The sequence below is a fragment of the Trinickia sp. EG282A genome, from assembly GCF_040965455.1.
Classification (GTDB): Bacteria; Pseudomonadota; Gammaproteobacteria; order Burkholderiales; family Burkholderiaceae; genus Trinickia; species Trinickia symbiotica.
Window position 1 is genome coordinate 1,100,452 of record NZ_JBFRCC010000001.1, and the last position, 19,820, is coordinate 1,120,271.

Annotated in this window: 14 protein-coding genes; 8 read left to right on the forward strand and 6 right to left on the reverse strand. The window is 64.6% G+C overall.

Going from position 1 to position 19,820, the window contains the following annotated elements:
- Positions 1 to 16: 16 nt before the first annotated feature.
- The 4 genes from AB4Y31_RS05105 to fixL form a co-directional block, all read right to left on the reverse strand.
- Positions 17 to 2,179, reverse strand: coding sequence for a M3 family metallopeptidase (locus tag AB4Y31_RS05105; protein WP_368672969.1), 2,163 nt, complete (start codon positions 2,177 to 2,179; stop codon positions 17 to 19).
- A 109-nt stretch (positions 2,180 to 2,288) separates the two neighbouring features.
- Entirely contained in the window at positions 2,289 to 3,161 is an 873-nt protein-coding gene (folD, locus tag AB4Y31_RS05110) for a bifunctional methylenetetrahydrofolate dehydrogenase/methenyltetrahydrofolate cyclohydrolase FolD (RefSeq protein WP_368672970.1), read from the reverse strand.
- 136 nt (positions 3,162 to 3,297) lie between these two features.
- Positions 3,298 to 3,939 carry an oxygen response regulator transcription factor FixJ gene (gene fixJ / locus AB4Y31_RS05115; protein WP_368672971.1) on the reverse strand — a complete coding sequence of 214 codons (642 nt, stop codon included), beginning with the start codon at positions 3,937 to 3,939 and terminating at the stop codon, positions 3,298 to 3,300.
- Entirely contained in the window at positions 3,936 to 6,452 is a 2,517-nt protein-coding gene (gene fixL / locus AB4Y31_RS05120) for an oxygen sensor histidine kinase FixL (RefSeq protein ID WP_018440236.1), read from the reverse strand. Before fixL ends, fixJ begins: the two co-directional genes overlap by 4 nt.
- 294 nt (positions 6,453 to 6,746) lie before the next feature.
- Between fixL and aceE the strand changes: the two genes are divergently transcribed.
- From aceE to lpdA, 3 genes are all read left to right on the forward strand, one after another.
- Positions 6,747 to 9,446 (forward strand): pyruvate dehydrogenase (acetyl-transferring), homodimeric type, encoded by a 2,700-nt coding sequence (gene aceE, locus AB4Y31_RS05125; RefSeq protein ID WP_368672972.1) that lies wholly within the window; start codon positions 6,747 to 6,749, stop codon positions 9,444 to 9,446.
- A gap of 83 nt (positions 9,447 to 9,529) precedes the next feature.
- Entirely contained in the window at positions 9,530 to 11,203 is a 1,674-nt protein-coding gene (aceF, locus tag AB4Y31_RS05130; RefSeq protein WP_368672973.1) for a dihydrolipoyllysine-residue acetyltransferase, read from the forward strand.
- 29 nt (positions 11,204 to 11,232) lie between these two features.
- The gene (lpdA, locus tag AB4Y31_RS05135; RefSeq protein WP_368672974.1) at positions 11,233 to 13,017 is read left to right on the forward strand and encodes a dihydrolipoyl dehydrogenase; all 1,785 of its coding nucleotides are present in this window, start codon (positions 11,233 to 11,235) and stop codon (positions 13,015 to 13,017) included.
- A gap of 186 nt (positions 13,018 to 13,203) precedes the next feature.
- Here the strand turns inward: lpdA and AB4Y31_RS05140 are convergent, their stop codons facing one another.
- Positions 13,204 to 13,779 carry a phasin family protein gene (locus AB4Y31_RS05140; RefSeq protein ID WP_018440232.1) on the reverse strand — a complete coding sequence of 192 codons (576 nt, stop codon included), beginning with the start codon at positions 13,777 to 13,779 and terminating at the stop codon, positions 13,204 to 13,206.
- 684 nt (positions 13,780 to 14,463) lie between these two features.
- On the opposite strand from AB4Y31_RS05140, the gene pbpG reads away from it, so the two are divergent.
- On the forward strand, positions 14,464 to 15,621 hold the full coding sequence (pbpG, locus tag AB4Y31_RS05145; RefSeq protein WP_368672975.1) for a D-alanyl-D-alanine endopeptidase: 1,158 nt from the start codon (positions 14,464 to 14,466) through the stop codon (positions 15,619 to 15,621).
- Positions 15,622 to 15,709: 88 nt separating this feature from the next.
- Here pbpG and AB4Y31_RS05150 read toward each other — a convergent pair whose 3' ends face one another.
- The gene (locus AB4Y31_RS05150; RefSeq protein ID WP_018440229.1) at positions 15,710 to 16,537 is read right to left on the reverse strand and encodes an IclR family transcriptional regulator; all 828 of its coding nucleotides are present in this window, start codon (positions 16,535 to 16,537) and stop codon (positions 15,710 to 15,712) included.
- Between the two features lie 159 nt (positions 16,538 to 16,696).
- Between AB4Y31_RS05150 and AB4Y31_RS05155 the strand changes: the two genes are divergently transcribed.
- From AB4Y31_RS05155 to AB4Y31_RS05170, 4 genes are all read left to right on the forward strand, one after another.
- Complete coding sequence (locus AB4Y31_RS05155; RefSeq protein ID WP_368672976.1) at positions 16,697 to 17,419, forward strand: (Fe-S)-binding protein; 723 nt, start codon at positions 16,697 to 16,699, stop codon at positions 17,417 to 17,419.
- Positions 17,420 to 17,457: 38 nt separating this feature from the next.
- The gene (locus AB4Y31_RS05160; protein WP_368672977.1) at positions 17,458 to 18,897 is read left to right on the forward strand and encodes a lactate utilization protein B; all 1,440 of its coding nucleotides are present in this window, start codon (positions 17,458 to 17,460) and stop codon (positions 18,895 to 18,897) included.
- Positions 18,898 to 19,026: 129 nt separating this feature from the next.
- Positions 19,027 to 19,260 (forward strand): hypothetical protein, encoded by a 234-nt coding sequence (locus tag AB4Y31_RS05165; RefSeq protein WP_368672978.1) that lies wholly within the window; start codon positions 19,027 to 19,029, stop codon positions 19,258 to 19,260.
- Positions 19,261 to 19,302: 42 nt separating this feature from the next.
- A complete protein-coding gene (locus tag AB4Y31_RS05170; RefSeq protein ID WP_368673453.1) occupies positions 19,303 to 19,791 on the forward strand; it encodes a low molecular weight protein-tyrosine-phosphatase in 489 nt (162 codons plus the stop codon).
- Positions 19,792 to 19,820: the final 29 nt, after the last annotated feature.

The following is a 19,820-nucleotide window of genomic DNA, read 5'->3' on the forward strand; positions in this document are numbered from 1 at the left end:
CGGCGCCGCGCCGCCATCAATGCGCCGACGGCGCGCCGGCCATGCCGTTGTGCCGCAGGAGCGCGTCGATCGTCGGCGCGCGGCCGCGGAACGCCTTGAACGACTCCATTGCCGGCCGGCTACCGCCTACTTCGAGGATCTCGCGACGATAGCGGCGGCCCGTGTCCGAATCGAGCACGCTGCCATTCGCCGCGCGCGCGGCATCTTCGAACGCGGCATAAGCATCGGCGGAAAGCACTTCCGCCCACTTGTAGCTGTAATAGCCGGCCGCGTAGCCGCCCGCGAAAATGTGACTGAACGTGTTCGGCCACCGCGAGAACGGTGCCTGCGGAATCACGTGGTAGCGTTCGTTGATCTCGCGTGCGAGATCGTTCGCGCTGCGCGCGGCGGCCGCGCCTGAGCCGGTCGCACCTGAGCCGGCCGCATCGAAGTCCGTATGCAGGCGCATATCGAAGATCGAAAACACGATCTGCCGCAACATGCCGAGCCCGCTCTGGAAGTTCTTGGCTGCGAGCATTTTGTCGAAAAGCTCGCGGGGCAGGGCGGCGCCGGAATCGACGTGAGACGTCATGCCCGTGAGCACATCCCACTCCCAACAGAAGTTCTCCATGAATTGCGATGGCAGTTCGACCGCATCCCATTCGACGCCGTTGATGCCCGACACCGCGAGTTCTTCGACGCGCGTCAGCATGTGATGCAGCCCGTGCCCGAACTCATGGAAGAGCGTGATGACTTCATCGTGCGTGAAGCACGCAGGCTTGCCGCCCACGGGCGCCGAAAAATTGCAGGTGAGGTAGGCGACGGGCGTTTGTACGCCGTGCTCGGTCCTGTGACGCGAGCGCGCGTCGTCCATCCAGGCGCCGCCGCGCTTGCCTTCGCGCGCATAGAGATCGAGATAGAACTGGGCGACGAGCGAGCCGTCGCGATTCTCGACACGGAAGAAGCGGACGTCAGAGTGCCAGACAGGCGCTTCGTCACGGCGGATCGAGACGCCAAAAAGCGACTCCGCCACCCGGAAGAGACCGTTCAGCACGACGGGCTCGGGGAAGTATTGCTTGACCTCGTTTTCGGAGAATGCGTAGCGCTTCTCGCGCAGGCGCTCGCTCGCGAACGCGACGTCCCACGGTTCGAGCTGCGCCAAGCCCAGCTCGCTCGCGGCGAATTCGCGCAGCTCGCGCCAATCCTCTTCGGCGTACGGGCGTGCGCGTTGCGCGAGATCGTCGAGGAATGCCACCACCTGATCGGGCGAATCGGCCATCTTCGGCACGAGTGAGACTTCGGCGAAGTTGCGGTAGCCGAGCATCTGAGCCTCTTCGCGGCGCAGCTTCAGCAGCTCGGCCATGATCTCGGTGTTGTCCCATTCGGACTTGCCCGCGCCGTATGCGCCGCCGAGCTCCGACGCCCGCGTGACATAGGCCCGGTACATCGCCTCGCGCATCGGGCGGTGAGCGGCGTACTGCATCACGGGGAAGTACGACGGGAAATGCAGCGTGAACTTCCAGCCCTCGGCGCCTGCCGCCTGCGCGGCCTGGCGCGCGGCTTCGACGACGTCTTCGGGCAGTCCGGCGAGCTCGGCCTCGGACTTGGCGATATAGGCGTAGGCGTTCGTCGAGTCCAGCACATGATCGGAGAACGCCTTCGCGAGCGCGGCCTGCCGCTCCTGCAACTCGCTGAAGCGCGGCTTGCTTTCCTCGGGCAGCTCGGCGCCCGACAGCCGGAAATCACGCAGCGCGTTTTCGAGAATCTTCTTGCGCTCGACGTTGAGCGTCGCGTACTCGGCGCTCGCCGCGATCGCCTTGTACTTCTCGAACAGCGCGAGGTTTTGGCCGACGCTCGACCAGAACTCGGTCACGCGCGGCAGGTTTTCGGAGTAGGTTGCGCGCAGCTCGGGCGTATCGGCGACGGCATTGAGGTGGCCGACCACGCTCCAGGCGCGCGAGAGCGGCTCGGTCGCGCGCTCGGTGGCGTCGATGACGTCGGACCAGCCGGCGGGCGTTTGCGGGTCGACCGCATGTTCAATGGCCGCTTTCGCATCGGCGAGCAGTACGTCGAGCGCGGGCGTGACGTGTTCGGGGCGGATTTCTCCGAAGCGCGGCAGGCCCGAGAAGTCGAGCAACGGGTTGCCCGACGCGTTCGACGGTTCCTGCGCTTCGGTCGGATGAGACGTTTGCTGGGCCATGGAGCTTCCTGTCTGTCGTGGATGGGATAACGGGCATCATGCACCCGAATCACCAGTTTGGGACGCCGCGCGAGATTTCCAGCGGCGCGCGCCGTTTTCGCTCGAAAGCCTAGACCCGTTTCGCTTCGGCCGACGCCGCCATGCGCTCGGCCGCTTCGATGGTATTGACGAGCAGCATCGTGATCGTCATCGGGCCGACGCCGCCGGGCACCGGCGTGATGAAGCCAGCTACATCGCGTACCGCCGCGAAATCGACGTCGCCGCATAGCTTGCCGGCCTCGTCGCGGTTCATCCCGACGTCGATGACGACGGCCCCGGGCTTCACCATATCGGCCGTCACGATATTCCGCCGACCCGTTGCCGCGACGATGACATCAGCTGCCCGCGTGTGCGCCGCGAGATCGCGCGTCTTGCTGTGACAGATGGTGACCGTCGCGCCGGCCTCGAGCAGCAGCAGCGCCATCGGTTTGCCGACGATGTTCGAGCGGCCGATCACGACGGCGTTTGCGCCTTTCAGCGCGATGCCGTTCGCTTCGAACATCTTCATGACGCCGTACGGCGTGCAGGGTCGAAAGAGGGGCTTGCCCGTCAGCAGCGCGCCGGCGTTCGCAATATGAAAGCCGTCCACGTCCTTTTCGGGAGCGATCGCCTCGATGACTTTATGGCTGTCGATGTGCGGCGGCAGCGGCAGTTGAACGAGGATCCCGTGGATTTGCGGATCGCGATTGAGCTCGTCGATGCGCGCAAGCAGCGCGGCCTCGGAAAGCGTCGCCGGATAGCGGTCGTACGACGAGTGGATGCCATTGTCTTCGCAGGCCTTCACCTTGTTGCGCACATAGACTTCGCTCGCGGGGTTGTCCCCGACGAGTACGACGGCAAGGCCCGGCTTGTGTCCGCGCGCCGCGAGCGCCGCGGCGCGCGTCGCGACTTCAGCGCGCAGAGTCTTGGAAAGGGCGATGCCGTCGATCAATTGGGCTGTCATGGATGGTCGGTCGGGACAAAGGAAAAATTATACCGCCGGGCTATTGGCCCGACTGGCAGTCCAACCGGCGAGGCAGCGAAGCTTGGAGGGGCGAGACGATGCAGCGAAACGCCGCGCGTGGCGTTTCGCCCGGCGCCTACTGTTGCTGCGGCTTGTTCGACAGCGCGAGTCGCAGCAGGTCGGCGACCGTGTTGACGTTGAGCTTTTCCATGATGTTCGCCCGGTGCGCCTCGACGGTCTTGATGCTGATCCCGAGGTCATCGGCGATCTGCTTGTTGAGGCGCCCGGCGATGATGCGCTCGAGCACCTGATGTTCGCGCGCCGTCAACTTCGAGAGCCGCTCGGCGGCCGCCCGCTGTTGCTGGACCGTGGTGCTCTCGCTGCGCGCCTTCTCGAGCATCCGCTCGACGAGCTTGCGGAGCTCGGCCTCGTCGAACGGCTTCTCGATGAAATCCATCGCGCCTTTTTTCATCGTCGAGACGGCCATCGGCACATCGCCGTGTCCGGTCACGAAGATGATCGGCAGCGAGGCGTTCTCGGTAATGAGCCGTTCCTGCAGCTCGAGGCCGCTCATGCCGGACATGCGCACGTCGAGAATCAGGCAGGCGATCTGGCCCGGGTGCTGAGCGGGCTGATAGGCGTCGAGGAACTGTTCGGCGCTCGTGAAGCACTGCACCCGATAGCCGTTCGCCTCCAGCAGCCAACGCAGCGAATCGCGCACGGCCTCGTCGTCGTCGACGACAAAGACGGTTTCCTGAGTGGTGACTGGGCTGCTCATAGTTCTCCCGTGACAGTTTGCGGTCTCTGTGCCTCGGACCCGCCTTGGTTATGATCGGCTGGTTCGCCGATCGGCAGACTAACGTGAAACGTGGCGCCTGTAACCTTTCCGTCGGCATCGATGTTGTTGACGACCCACAGGCGTCCGCGATGCGATTCGATGATCGATCGGCAGATGTTGAGCCCCATGCCCATGCCGTCCGACTTCGTGCTGAAAAACGGCTCGAAAAGGCGCTCGATGGCGGCTTCATCGACGCCCGGGCCCTGATCGATCACGCTGATGCAGACGAACCCGGCATCCAGCCGGACGACGATTCGGATTGCCGGATCGACGGCGTTCGGCCGCGCGCCGTGCATCGCTTCGGCGGCGTTCTTGAGCAGGTTGACGAGCACCTGCTCGATGAGGACCGGGTCGACATAGATGACCGGCAGCCGTGAGCGGATTTCCGTCACGATCCGAATTCGGCGCTTGCGGGTCTCGATTTCGGCGAGGCCCACCGCGTCGGCGACGATGTCGGAGACGCGAGCGGCCTGGCGCTTCGGCTCGCTGCGCTTCACGAACTCGCGGATTCGCTTGATGATCATGCCCGCGCGCACGGCCTGCTGCGCCGTCTTCTCGAGCACGGGCAAGAGGGTATCGGGCGTCGTGCGACCGGCCTTGACGAGCGCCACCGTGCCCGAGCAGTAGTTGTTGATCGCGGCGAGCGGCTGATTGAGCTCGTGCGCGAGCGAGGAAGCCATCTCGCCCATCGTCATGAGGCGGCTCGTGAACTGCAGCTTCTCTTCCTGTTGACGCGCGAGCTCCTGCGCCTGCTTGCGCGTCGTGATGTCGGTGGCGATCTGCATCTGCGCGAGATGGCCGTCGACCCACTGGATGTACTGGCGGCGCACCTCGAACCACTTCTGAATGCTCTGGACGTAGACTTCCTGCGCGTCGGCCGTGCCTTCGGTCAGCGCGGCGGCCGGCAGCCCGGCATAGGTATCGACCATATCGATCGAGTCCGAAGACGCCTGCGTCGAATCGAAGCCGCCGCCGCCCGCGAGCTCGAGGTGCCCGTCGGGCCGAATGCCGAAAAGGTGCCGGTAATAACGGTTCGCGAACAGCAGCTCGGCTTCGTCGGCGGCGAGCACCGAAACGGCGGCGTCGAGGCTTTCCAGCACGGTCGTGAACCGCTCGTGGGCCGCGGCGAGCTCTTCGCGCGCGCGCTTGGGCTCCGTGATGTCGGTCATCGACGACATCCAGCCGGTTTGCCGTCCCGAGCTGTCGATGAGCGGCGAGACGTAAAGCCGTGCATGGAAGATCGAGCCGTCCTTGCGGCGCACGCGCAATTCGAAACCCGAGGAGGGCGCCTTGCCGCGCAACGTCATGTCGATCTGACGCTGCATCTCGGGATAGGAGTCGCGCGGCCAGTAGGGAAACGGCGGCGTCTTGCCGACGAGGTCGCTCTCGTCCCAGCCCGTCATCCGGCAGAACGCGGGGTTCACGTGCGTAATCCGCCCGTGCATGTCGAGCACGCGCATGCCGATCAGCACCGAGTTCTCCATCGCGCGCCTGAAGAACGCCTCCGCATACAGCGCCTGCTGTGCCTCGAAGCGCTGGCGCGTGTGCTTCCAGAGACTCCAGAGACTCCAGAGCACGAAGCACGACAGCCCCGCCACGAGCCACACGAGCGTGTTGTTCGTGAAGTTCGTGATCTGCGGAAACGCGTAGACGCGCACGGTCAGCCCTTGGCCCGGCGGGTCGAGCGGCAGATCGTAGAAAATGTCGCGCGGCAGGCGCGGGCGCGTCGACGTCGTCGAGAGCTCCCGGTTGTCCGCGTCGAGCAGCGAAATCTTGTATTTCGCCGAAAGCTCGGGCGGAATGTCGTGCTTCAAAATCCCTTCGATCGAGAACACGGCGGCAATCGAGCCGAGAAACTCGCGATCGCGATAAACGGGCGTTTGCAGCGTCAGGTAGCCGTTGCCGAGATCGTCGTAGATGAGCGGCGAGTAGACCTGGCGCCGTGTGCTGCGGGCCTCGCCGAAAGCGGCGGTGACGGCCATGTCCATCTGCGCGTCCGTGAGCCGCGCGAAACGCTGCCCCGCGAGCGGCGGCGCCATGTCCGGCCAGTGCAGCGTCTTTCCGCTCGTGTACCAGTTCAGATAGACGATCTCGGGATGCGCCTGCATGATGTCGGCCGTCGACGTCTGAAACGAGCGTTCCTCCTCGTGACCGGCCGCGAGATCGCGTGCCACGCCCTGCAATTGTTCCTGCGCGCCCGTCATGGACAGGCGGATCTGCTGCTGGGCCCACGCCACGTTGCGAAAGAGCGTGTCCTCCTGCTGCTGCTGCTCGCGCCGGTTCAAGCTCCAGAGGATGAGGCTCATCACGACGAGGAACACCAGGATCGAGAGGAGCGGCGTCAGCAAATAGGAATTGGACCACCACGGTCCGTGGTGCCAGCGGGACGGCGCCGAGTCCGCCCGGGCACCGGACGGCCGCGCCGAGCGTGCGAAAAGCCGATCGGTCAACATGGCTCGAATTGTAGCGCAGCGCCGCAGGGCCAATTGGCGTAAAACAGCAAGCAACGACTGTCAATTCGATCGTCTTCCGATCGTGGGGCTACCTCGGGAAAGGTCCGATTTGCGGTTCATCTGCGTGCCGTTCGATGTGCGTTGCAACAATATTCCGCATTATGAGAAATGATCTCGTAATTCGAAAAATTCGTTGCGCGGTGGCGTCTGGGGTCATTACAATCGCCCACAACTGCCGCGGCCGAACCGGCTCGCGTCGTCTGTTCGAAGAGCATTTCCTACCAGGAGACGAGAATGTCCGCTGTGCCCGACGAAGTCATGAAGTATGTCGCCGCCGATAAAGACGACGATCCCCAGGAAACCGGCGAATGGCTCGAGGCACTGGAGGGCGTGATCTCCGCCGTCGGCCCGAACCGTGCGCACTACCTGATCGAAAAGCAGATCGAGTTTGCCCGCGTGCATGGCGAGCATCTGCCGTTCTCGGCCAACACCCCGTACATCAACACCATTCCGGTCCCGAATCAGGCGAAGATTCCCGGCGACCAGGACATCGAGCACCGCATCCGCTCCTACACGCGCTGGAACGCGATCGCCATGGTGCTGCGCGCGGGCAAGCACACGAACGTCGGCGGCCACATCGCTTCGTTCGCCTCGGCCGCGACGCTCTACGACGTCGGCTTCAATCATTTCTGGCACGCGCCGTCGGACAAGCACGGCGGCGACCTCGTGTTCGCGCAAGGCCACTCGTCGCCCGGCATCTATGCGCGCGCGTTCCTGCTCGGCCGGCTGACCGAAACGCAGCTCGACAACTTCCGCCAGGAGGTGGGCGGCGAGGGCATCTCGTCGTATCCGCACCCGTGGCTCATGCCCGACTTCTGGCAGTTCCCGACCGTCTCGATGGGCCTCGGCCCGATCATGGCGATCTACCAGGCGCGCTTCATGAAGTATCTGCAGGCGCGCGGCATCGTCAACGCGGAGGGCCGCAAGGTCTGGGCGTTCCTCGGCGACGGCGAGACCGACGAGCCCGAATCGCTCGGCGCGATCGGCATGGCGGGCCGTGAGCGGCTCGACAATCTCGTGTTCGTCGTCAACTGCAACTTGCAGCGCCTCGACGGCCCGGTGCGCGGCAACGGCAAGATCATTCAGGAGCTCGAGTCGGAATTCCGCGGCGCGGGCTGGAACGTCGTCAAGGTCATCTGGGGCAGCCGCTGGGACGCGCTCTTTGCGCGCGACAAGACGGGTGCCCTGATGCGCCGGATGATGGAAGTCGTCGACGGCGAGTATCAGACGTACAAGTCCGAGTCGGGCGCCTTCGTGCGCGAGCACTTCTTCAACACGCCGGAGTTGAAGGCGCTCGTCGCCGATTGGTCCGACGACGACATCTGGAACCTGAACCGCGGCGGCCACGATCCGCACAAGATCTATGCGGCGTTCCACGCGGCCACGCATCACAAGGGCCAGCCGACCGTCATCCTCGCGAAGACGATCAAGGGCTACGGCATGGGCGAGGCCGGCCAGGCAATGAACATCACCCACCAGCAGAAGAAGATGCAGGTGGATCAGCTCAAGGCATTCCGAGACCAGTTCCGGCTCCCGATCTCCGACGAGCAGATCGTCGACGTGCCGTACCTCAAGTTCGAGGAAGGCTCGAAGGAGCTCGAGTACATGCGCGCCCGGCGCGAGGAGCTCGGCGGCTATCTGCCGGCGCGCCGTCAAAAGGCGGCCGAGTCGCTGCCCGTGCCGCCGCTCTCGGCGTTCGAGCCGCTCCTGAAGGGCACGGGCGAAGGCCGCGAGATCTCGACGACGATGGCGTTCGTGCGGATCCTCAACATCCTGCTGAAGGACAAAGCGCTCGGCAAGCGCGTCGTGCCGATCGTGCCCGACGAGTCGCGCACGTTCGGCATGGAGGGTCTCTTCCGCCAAATCGGCATCTGGAACCAGGACGGCCAGAAGTATGTGCCCGAGGATTCCGATCAGCTGATGTTCTATAAGGAATCCGAGACCGGCCAGATCCTGCAGGAAGGGATCAACGAGGCGGGCGGGATGTGCGACTGGATCGCCGCGGCGACGTCGTATTCGACGCACGGCGAGATCATGGTGCCGTTCTACGTCTTCTACTCGATGTTCGGCTTCCAGCGCATCGGCGATCTGATCTGGGCGGCCGGCGACATGCGTTCGCGCGGCTTCCTGCTCGGCGGCACGTCGGGCCGCACGACGCTGAACGGCGAAGGCCTGCAGCACGAGGACGGCCATTCGCTGCTGTGGGCGTCGTCGGTGCCGAACTGCGTCAGCTACGATCCGACGTTCGGCTTCGAGCTCGCGGTCATCATGCAAGACGGCCTGCGCCGGATGGTTCAGGAGCAGGAGGACGTGTTCTACTACGTCACGGTGATGAACGAGAACTACGAGCACCCGGCGATTCCCGAGGGTGACGACGTGGCCGCTCACATCATCAAAGGCATGTACTCGCTCAAGAAGGCCGACGGCTCGGGCAAGGCGCCGCGCGTGCAACTCATGGGCGCGGGCACGATCCTCAACGAAGTGATCGCCGCGGCCGATTTGCTGAAGAACGACTGGGGCGTGGCCGCCGACATCTGGAGCGTGCCGAGCTTCACCGAGCTCGCGCGCGAGGGCCAGGAAGTGTCGCGCTGGAACCTGCTGCACCCGACGGAGCCGCGCAAGCTTTCGCACGTTGAAACGCTGCTGAACGATACGCAGGGCCCCATCGTCGCTTCGACGGACTACGTGCGGGCGCTGGCCGACCAGATCCGCGCTTATGTGCCGCGGCGCTTCGTCGTGCTCGGCACCGACGGCTTCGGCCGCTCCGACACGCGCGAGAAGCTGCGTCACTTCTTCGAAGTCGACCGTTACTGGGTCACCGTCGCCGCGCTGAACGCGCTGGCCGATGAAGGTACCATCGAGCGCAAGGTCGTGGCCGACGCGCTCGCGAAGTACCGCCTCGACCCCAACAAACCCAACCCGATGACCGTTTAAGGCATCGCCTTCGCGCGATCCGACGCGTGCGTGAGCCGCCCGAAAGGCGGCTTCACGCGCGTGTGCCCTGGAGACACCAACAAATGAGTCAAGCGATCGAAGTCAAGGTGCCGGACATCGGCGATTTCAAGGACGTACCCGTCATCGACATCCTCGTGAAACCGGGCGATACCGTCGAGCCGGAGCAGTCCCTCATCACGCTCGAGTCGGACAAGGCGACGATGGACGTGCCGAGCCCCGCGGCCGGCACCGTCAAGGAAATCCGAGTGAAGCAGGGCGACACCGTCTCGGAGGGCACGTTGATCGTGCTGCTCGAAGGCGGCGCGGCAGGGGCCGCCAAGCCCGCGCAAGGCAACGGCGCGGCCGCGCCTTCCCCCGCGCCGGCGGCGGCACCGGCCGCCGCGCCGGCTCCGGCGGCCGCCGCGCCGGCCGGCGGCGCGGTCCAGGAAGTCAAAGTGCCCGACATCGGCGACTTCAAGGACATCCCTGTCATCGAGATCGCCGTAAAAGTCGGCGATCGCGTGCAGAAGGAGCAATCGCTCATCACGCTCGAATCCGACAAGGCGACGATGGATGTACCAAGCCCGGCCGACGGCGTCGTCAAGGATCTGAAGGTGAAGGTGGGCGACACCGTCTCCGAAGGTTCCGTGATTCTGCTGCTCGAATCCGGAGGCGCGGGTGCCGAAGCGGCGCCGGCCCCGGCCGCCGCGCCCCAGAGGAAGGTGGAAGAGCCCTCCGATTCGCCGCGTCCCGACCTGGCGCACAAGGCGCCCACGCCGCCGTCCGCGCTCGCGCAGGCTCCGCTGATTCCGGCGGGAGAGGGCGGCGTGCGCCGGCCGAGCCATGCGTCGCCCTCGGTGCGCAAGTTCGCGCGCGATCTCGGCGTCGATGTGGCGCTCGTGCCGGGCACGGGCCCGAAAGGCCGCATTACTCAGGAAGACGTGACAGCGTTCGTGAAGGGCGTGATGACGGGACAGCGCGCGCCGGCCGGCGTACCCGCGGGCGCGCCGTCCGCGGGCGGCGACCTGAACCTGCTGCCCTGGCCGAAGATCGACTTCACGAAGTTCGGCCCGATCGAGGCCAAGCCGCTTTCGCGCATCAAGAAGATTTCGGGCGCGAACCTGCACCGCAACTGGGTGATGATTCCGCACGTCACGAACAACGACGAGGCCGACATCACCGAGCTCGAGGCGCTGCGCGTTCAGCTCAACAAGGAAAACGAGAAGGCGGGCGTCAAGGTCACGATGCTCGCGTTCGTGATCAAGGCCGTCGTGGCCGCGTTGAAGAAGTTCCCGACGTTCAACGCGAGCCTCGATGGCGACAATCTCGTCTACAAGCAGTACTACCACGTCGGCTTTGCGGCCGATACGCCGAACGGGCTCGTCGTTCCTGTGATCCGCGACGCGGACAAGAAGGGACTCATCGAGATCGCCAAGGAGATGGCCGAGCTCTCGAAGCTCGCGCGCGAAGGCAAGCTCAAGCCCGATCAGATGCAAGGCGGCTGCTTCTCGATTTCGTCGCTGGGCGGCATCGGCGGCACGCATTTCACGCCGATCATCAATGCGCCCGAAGTGGCGATCCTCGGTCTTTCGCGCGGCGCGATGAAGCCCGTCTGGGACGGCAAGCAGTTCGCCCCGCGGCTCACGCTGCCGCTTTCGCTGTCGTACGACCATCGTGTCATCGACGGCGCCGAGGCCGCGCGCTTCAACGCCTATCTCACCTCGCTGCTCGCCGATTTCCGGCGCGTGATCCTTTGATCGCCGGCGCTAACAAGAAGGGGACGTGAATGAGTCTCGTCGAAGTGAAAGTGCCGGATATCGGCGATTTCAAGGACGTCGATGTCATCGAGGTCAACATCAAGGCTGGCGACGTCATCGAAAAGGAGCAGTCGCTGCTGACGCTCGAGTCCGACAAGGCGTCGATGGAGGTGCCGAGCGATGCCGCCGGCACGGTGAAGGAAGTGAGAATCAAGGCCGGCGACAAGGTCTCGCAGGGCACCGTCATCGCGCTCGTCGAAGTAAGCGTTGGCGCCGGTGCGGCGAAGCCGGCGCCCGCGGCGCCATCGCCCGCGCCGGCCGCCGCCCCGGCTCCCACGCGTGCCGAACCGCCGCGCTCACAGCCGGCTGCGGCGCCTGCCGCAGGCAGCTACACGGGTAACGTCGACATCGAGTGCGACATGGTCGTGCTCGGCGCGGGGCCCGGTGGCTACTCGGCGGCCTTCCGCTCGGCCGATCTCGGCATGAAGACGGTACTCGTCGAGCGCTATCCGACGCTCGGCGGCGTGTGCCTGAACGTCGGCTGCATTCCGTCGAAGGCGCTGCTGCACACGGCGCTGATCATGGACGAAGTCGGCGAGCTCGCCGAGCACGGCATCATGTTCGGGGAGGCGAAGATCGACCTTCCGAAGCTGCGCTCGTTCAAGTCCGGCGTCGTCAAGAAGCTGACGACGGGCTTGGCGGGCATGGCGAAAGCGCGCAAGGTCGAGGTCGTGACCGGTGTCGGCTCGTTCGTCGACCCGCACCATATGGAAGTCCAGGGCGAAAGCGGCAAGAAGGTCGTCCGCTTCAAGCAGGCGATCGTCGCGGCCGGTTCGCAAGCCGTGAAGCTGCCGTTCATGCCCGACGACCCGCGCGTCATCGACTCGACGGGCGCGCTCGAGCTGCCGCAGATTCCGCAGCGGATGCTCGTCGTCGGCGGCGGCATCATCGGACTCGAAATGGCGACGGTCTATGCGACGCTCGGCGCCAAGATCGACGTCGTCGAGATGCTCGACGGCCTTATGCTGGGCGCCGATCGCGACCTCGTGAAGGTCTGGCAGAAGTACAGCGCCAGGCATTTCGCCAACGTCATGCTGAAGACCAAGACGACGTCGGCCGAAGCGAAGTCCGACGGCATCTACGTCAAGTTCGAAGGCGAGAGCGCGCCAGCGCAGGCGCAGCGCTACGACCTCGTACTCGTCGCGGTCGGACGCAGCCCGAACGGCAAGAAAATCGGTGCCGACAAGGCGGGGATCGCGGTGACCGATCGCGGCTTCATCGAGGTCGACAAGCAGATGCGTACCAACGTGCCGCACATCTTCGCGATCGGCGACATCGTCGGGCAGCCGATGCTCGCCCACAAGGCGGTGCACGAAGGGCACGTCGCGGCGGAAGCGGCGCATGGTGAAAAGGCTTATTTTGACGCGCTGCAGATCCCGTCCGTGGCCTATACCGACCCGGAGGTCGCTTGGGCCGGAAAGACCGAGGACCAGTGCAAGGCCGAGGGCATCAAATTCGGCAAGGCCGTCTTCCCCTGGGCCGCCTCGGGCCGGGCGATCGCGAACGGCCGGGACGAGGGCTTCACGAAGCTGATCTTCGACGAAGAGACGCATCGCGTCATCGGCGGCGGGATCGTCGGCCTCAACGCCGGCGATCTGATCAGCGAAGTGTGTCTTGCCATCGAGATGGGGGCGGATGCCACCGACATCGGCCGCACGATCCATCCGCACCCGACGCTCGGCGAATCGATCGGCATGGCCGCCGAGCTTTACGAAGGGGTCTGCACCGACCTGCCGCCGCAGCGCAAGAAGTGAAGCGGCGCGCGAAGGCTTGGCCGCCGCCCGATTGGGTCGTCAAGTTTTCGGCGCGACGGGCGCTCGGTGGATCGCGGCGCCCGCCGTAACGCATGCAAAAGCAAAAACGGCGCGCTTCCATTGGGAAGCGCGCCGTTTTTTCGTGCGGGGAGGGCCGGAGTTCAGCCCTCGGTTCCGTCACGACTCTCAGGCAACAGGCTTTTTCGCTGCCGCGCGCGAAGCCGAAGCGGCTTGTTGAGCGGCCTTTTGTGCAGCCGTGGCGGCCGCGTTGAAGTTGCTTTCGGCGATCTCGACGGCTTGCTTCGTCGCCTTGTGGACCGTTTCGTACGTGGTGTTGGCGGCCGTGATCGCGGACTTCATCACGGCAACAGCCGTTTCCGAGCCGGCGGGAGCGTTCTTGCCGATGTTGTCGACGAGCGCCTGCACCTTGCGGTTCTGCTCTTCGTACTGCGCTTCCGCGACGCGCGCGAATTCGGCTTGCGTGGCCGATGCGATCTCATAGAGATGACGGCCGTACGACAGGACCTTCTCAGCCGCGGGCTGCGCGATGCTCGCTTGCAGCGCGAGGAATTCCTGCGCATCCTTCACGGACAGCGCACGCTGCGCGTTTTCCTGGCCTTCCGCGATCGTCGACTTGACGACTTGCACGTTCAACTCGACCAGCTTCTCGATGCCTTCGAACGCCTTGTTCGTGAGGCCGAACAGCGCTTCGAGGTTGGCCTTCTGGGCTGCCGCGAATTGCTCAGGTGTCAGCAGAGTCATGTTTTCGCTCCTGATAGTCGGCCTGTCTGGCGCAGACCGGGGGGTGGAATGGCAAAACTTTGATCGCGTCGTCTAGCCGACGCGTTTTGTGCGTCGCAACAACGGATCCTATTTTAGGCTCACTTGCCCAAATGTCAAGCGCATTTTTGTGCATTGCACAATGTTAGGGTTTCCACGTAAAAACAACGGCATGACGGTAATTTTGGCCGAGCAAACGCTCGCTTTCCGGGAAAAAATGCGGCAGTGCTTCGCCCTCGTGCACCAGTCTCGTGATACGATCGCGCCCACGCTCCCGCCGCACTTTGTGCGCGCATCGACTCGACGTCAACGCAAGGTCGCCGCCGCGCGTTGAGTCGGCTCCGACGAGCAATGCAGTCCGAAGGGCGCATCGCGGCCGATCGCCGTCGTGGCGCCCGCCTCGCGGCGCCCGCGTCCGTGGCGGGCCGATGCTGTCATTTTTCGTTCAAGTTTGCGTGAAATGCGCCGTTATGTGGCTATCGCCCCATAGCGAACCCGCGTTTTGTCGCATGCTGAAATCGCGCGTGCGCGGCAGCCGATTCTGCCTGCCAGCACCTACAATTTGCTTCAAGGACCGCCGGTAAGTGCTTCAGATTGCTTATTTTTAATACCTTTACTACACTTGCCGGAACCTTCCGTCTCTCGCCACCCGTTTTAAGAACACCAATGAAAACCGCTCTGTTTTCGTCGCTCAAAGTGATGCAAGACGTGGCGCTTACCAGAGTCGTCTCGGTGACTGCTTCCCTGCTCGCCGCCGCGGTCTTCGCGGCCCCGACCGACGCGCTTGCCGCGCCCAGCTCGACCGACGCCGCTCAGACCAAGCCCTCCCTCGCGAAGAAAGCGCACAAGATCCGACACGCCGCGGCCAAAGAAGCCGCGAGTGCCGAAAAGCCCGCCGCCCTCGCGGACGAGAAAACACGCAAGAAGCGCGTTTCGTACACCCTGAGGGTGCACGGGCGTCACGGCGCGATGCGCCGGGTCGCCTTCGAATCGCGCCTGCCGGCGACCGGCCAGGCGTTCAAGCTGCAAGAGGGGCCGGAAGGACTCGCGCTGCGCTCGAACGTCGCTTACGTGATCGACCAGAACACGTCCGAAACGCTCTTCGACAAAAACTCGCGCTCCGTCGTGCCCATCGCGTCGATCACGAAGCTGATGACGGCGATGGTCGTCCTCGATTCCAAGATGCCGCTGACGGACGAGATCGAGGTGACGGACGAGGATCGCGACTACGAGAAGCATACCGGCTCGCGGCTCGCCGTCGGCTCGGTGCTGTCGCGCGAGGATATGCTGCACATCGCGCTGATGGCGTCGGAAAATCGCGCCGCGGCCGCGCTGTCGCGCTACTATCCGGGCGGCCGCGCGGCGTTCATCGCCGCGATGAACGCCAAGGCGAAGGCGCTCGGCATGACGGACACGCGTTTCGAGAACCCGACCGGCCTCACGAGCCATAACGTCTCGACGGCGCGCGATCTCGTGAAGATGGTCGACGCGGCCTATCAGTATCCGCTGATCCGCAAGTTCTCCACGGATCGCAGCTATACGGTCGATACGGGCCGGCGTGAGATCGCCTACAACAGCACCAACGCGCTCGTGCGCAATCCGTCGTGGGAGATCGGCCTGCAAAAGACCGGTTTCATCAACGAAGCGGGCGAGTGCCTCGTGATGCAGGCGACGATCCAGGGCCGGCCGCTGATCATGGTGCTGCTCGATTCGTCGGGCAAGTACTCGCGCTTCGCCGACGCCACGCGCCTGCGCACCTGGCTCGACAACGGCGGCGATCAGCGAATTACGAGCGCCGATGCAGGCCCGCGCGGAGGGACGTGACGAGGTGCTTCACCGTCGCGATCAGAAAAAAGCCCCGTTCGAGTGACGGGGCTTTTTTTCGGCCGGCTGACGTGGCTGAAGCGGTGGCTCAAGCGGTTTTCGCCGCTTTAGTGTCGTGGCCGTTGCCGGCCGTCGCGCTCACCGCTTCGGGGTGGTAGCCGAGCGATTCGGAGATGACGAGCGCGGTGCGGCTCAGGTGACCGAGCCACGCATCCTGCAGGCGGTCTGCCGGAGCCGACAGCGAGAGGCCGGCAACGAGCTTGCCCGTGTCGTCGTAGATTCCGGCGGCGATGCAGCGCACGCCGAGCTCGAGCTCTTCGTTGTCGCGGGCGCAAGCCTGCTGACGCACCTGCAGCAACTCTCGCTCGAGCCGTCCGAGGTCCGTGATGCTATTTTGAGTGTGCCCCGAAAGACCCGTGCGCGTGGCATAAGCACGCACGCGCGGGGCCTCGTCGGCCGCCAGGAAGAGCTTGCCGACCGATGTCAGGTGCAGCGGGGCCCGGCCGCCGATCGCGCGCACGACCTGCATGCCGGAACGCTCGGAGTAGGCACGTTCGATGTAGACGATTTCGTCGCCCTGGCGCACTGACAAGTTGACCGTCTGCCCAGTGAGACGATGCAGCTCGCGCATCGGCGCGAGCGCCGCATCGCGCACGGAGAGGCGGGCCTTGACTAGATTGCCGAGCTCGAGCAACCGCATGCCGAGCCGATAAGTGCCCGGATCCGAACGGTCGACCAGGCGGCAGGTGACCATGTCGTTGAGAATGCGGTGCGCGGTCGACGGGTGCAGCTCCGTGCGCAGTGCGAGCTCCTTGAGACTGACCGGATCGGTGTGACCGGCAAGGGCGTCCAGCAGGCGCATCATGCGTTCGATGACCTGGATCGACGTCTTGGTGTCCTGGTTCGTATCGCTCATCGTGGATCGAATGACGCAAAGCAAAAAGTCATTGTATCTCGTATTGTGAAAAAAGCGAACGCTGTTCGAACGCTGGTTCGGCACCGTTTTTTGGCGAGCTGCCCGCGCGAGCGGCCGCAATCGACGGATAATGGCAGCGATCGTCTCAACGGAGCCCTCATGCGCGTCGGATTGTTCGTCACTTGCCTCATCGACCTCATGCGCCCCGAAATCGGGTTTTCGGTCGTCAAGCTGATCGAGCAGGCGGGCTTCGAGGTGGTTGTGCCGCCCGCCCAGACCTGCTGCGGGCAGCCCGCCTACAACTCGGGCGAGCGGCGCATCGCGCGTGATCTGGCCGAGAAGATGCTGCGCGAGTTCGAGCAGTTCGACTATGTGGTTGTTCCGTCCGGGTCCTGCGGCGGCATGATCGCTGTCCACTACGCCGATCTTTTCGCCGACGATCCCGAGCTTATGGGACGTTATGGACGCCTTCGCGCCAAGGTTCATGAACTGACGGACTTTCTCGTGAACGTGGCGAAGGTCGAGCTGTCGCCCGGCCATTTCGTGGGCCCCGTCACCTATCACGACTCGTGCGCAGGGCTGCGCGAGCTCGGCGTCAAACTAGAGCCGCGGGCCTTGCTCGCGCAAAAGGGCGTCGAGATCAACGAGATGAAGGGCTGCGAGCACTGCTGCGGCTTCGGCGGCACCTTTGCGGTCAAGTACGGCAATATCTCGACGGCGATCGTCGACGAAAAGTGCGAAAACATCCGTGCGAGCGGCGCGGACACGGTCGTGCTCGGGGATCTCGGCTGTATCCTCAACATCGAAGGCCGTCTGCGGCGCACGGGCGATACAGTCACGCGCGTGCTTCACATCGCCCAGGTGCTTGCGGAAGACATCTGACGCGCCTCTGCCTTTTGTCTTTTCGATACGGTGCTTTCATGCAAGTCCAATCGATGCACTTCAAGGCGCGCGCGAAAGAGAGTCTCGCCAACGCGCGTTTGCAGCAGAACCTGACGAAGCTGTCGACCAAGTTCGTTTCGGCGCGCGCGGTGGCGATGGAGTCGATTGATTTTCCGGCGACGCGCGCGGAGCTCAAGGTGCGCCGCAACCGGGCGCTCGATGATCTCGACGTCTGGCTCGAGACGTTCGAGCGCGAGGCGACGCGTCGCGGGGTGACGGTGCTTTACGCCGAGACGACGCGCGACGCGGCGCAGCTCGTGGCCGAAATCGCGCGTCGCCACGACGTCAAGAAGGTCATCAAGACCAAATCGATGGTCTCGGAGGAGATGCGCCTGAACGCGGTTCTCGGTGAAATGGGCGTGCAATCGATCGAGACAGACCTCGGCGAGTACATCCTGCAGATCAACGACAACGAACCTCCCAGCCACATCATCGCGCCCGTGGTGCACAAGGATAAGGAGGAGATCGCCGATCTGTTCGCGCGAACGCACGCGCGTGCGCGCCTCACCGAAATTCCGCAGATGACGCGCGAGGCGCGCGACGTCCTGCGACCTCATTTCATGTCGGCCGACATGGGCGTGACCGGGGGCAATTTTCTGATCGCGGAAACCGGCTCCGTCGTGCTCGTCACGAACGAAGGCAACGAGGGCATGTGCACGGTCATGCCGCGCGTGCACGTGGCCGTGACCGGCATCGAAAAAGTGCTGCCGACGCTCGAGGACCTGGCGGTCGCGATGCGGCTTCTGCCGCGCTCGGCGACCGGGCAGTCCACGTCGAATTACTTTTCCCTGCTGACCGGGCATCGCGCCGAGGGCGATGGCGACGGCCCCGAGCATATGTACGTCCTGCTCGTCGATGGTGGCCGTACCGGTCTCATCGGCGGCGAATTTCAGGAGATGCTGCGCTGCATACGCTGCGGCGCCTGCATGAACCACTGTCCCGTCTATCAGAAGGTGGGCGGCCACGCTTATGGTTGGGTCTATCCGGGCCCGATGGGCTCCGTGCTCACGCCGAGCTATGTGGGGCTCGACAAGGCGGTCGACCTGCCGCAGGCGGCCACGCTTTGCGGCGAGTGCAACAGTGTCTGCCCGGTCGGGATACCGATTTCGGACCTCTTGCGCAAGTTGCGCGAAAAGCAAATGGACCGGCATTTACGGCCGCTCGCGGAACGGATAGGGCTTGCCGTCTGGGGATTCGTCGCCGTCCGGCCGGCGCTTTACGGGCTGGTCACCAAGCTTGCCGTTCGCGTGCTCGAAACGATGGGTGGGCGCAGCCGCTCGATCTCGCGGCTGCCGTTCGGGCAGGGGTGGACGGCGACGCGCGAGATGCCCGCTCCCGTCGGCCGTACGTTCCGCGAGCTCTATGCCGCGCAACGCAGTCATGGTGGCGACCGCGCGCCCCGCAGCGCCGGGTCGTAGCACGATTGTTTATCCTACCGCAACGCTGAATTCGCTATTCGCGGCTTTGTCTCAATAGACGATATCTATAGAATCCTCTCATATAACGCGGACGCGCATGTGCGCGCCCACAGCAACGAGGGGCGCAAGATGAAAACGAGAATATCGGTCTATTGGCCAGTGGCCGTGGCGGTGACGCTGGCCGCGCTGGCGGCGATGCAAGCGCACGGCGAGAAAGCGCGGCATGAGCCGCTGGCGGCGGAGCAAGTGAGCGCTGAGCTGGCTCGCACGATCTCTTATGGGCTCATCGACGGGACTGGAACCGAGAGCGCGGCCACCGTGGGGCAACGCGCCTCGAGCGCCGGGAAGCCACAAGCGTCGTAGGAGGGGCGCCTCTATAATGGCGCCTTTCTATCGCCGCCGATGATGAACACCGTCTCCGTCTGTTTCGTGTGTCTTGGAAACATCTGCCGTTCGCCCACGGCCGAGGCGGTCATGCGCGCGCAGATCGACGCGGCGGGGCTGCGGGATCGCATCCTGGTGGATTCCGCCGGCACCGGTGACTGGCATGTGGGGGAAGCGCCCGATGAACGTGCGCAGGCGGCCGCGCTGAGGCGCGGTTATGATCTGTCGGCGCTGAGAGCCAGGCAAGTCGCCCAAGAAGACTTCGACCGGTTCGATCTGCTGCTCGCGATGGACGGTGAAAACCTCCGTAATTTGCGCCGGCTTTGCCCGCCGCGGCATCAGCCGAAATTGCGGCTCTTGATGGAATTCGCCGCTCAGCCGGCGGTCAGCGAGGTGGCCGACCCTTACTTCGGCGGCGGTGAAGGCTTCGAGCAAGTGCTCGATCAATGCGAGGAGGCGTGCCGCGGACTGATCGCGCACCTGCGTGCTCGGGCGTCCTTCGTACCCTAATGACCTGTTCGGCGGCAGGGGATACTTGA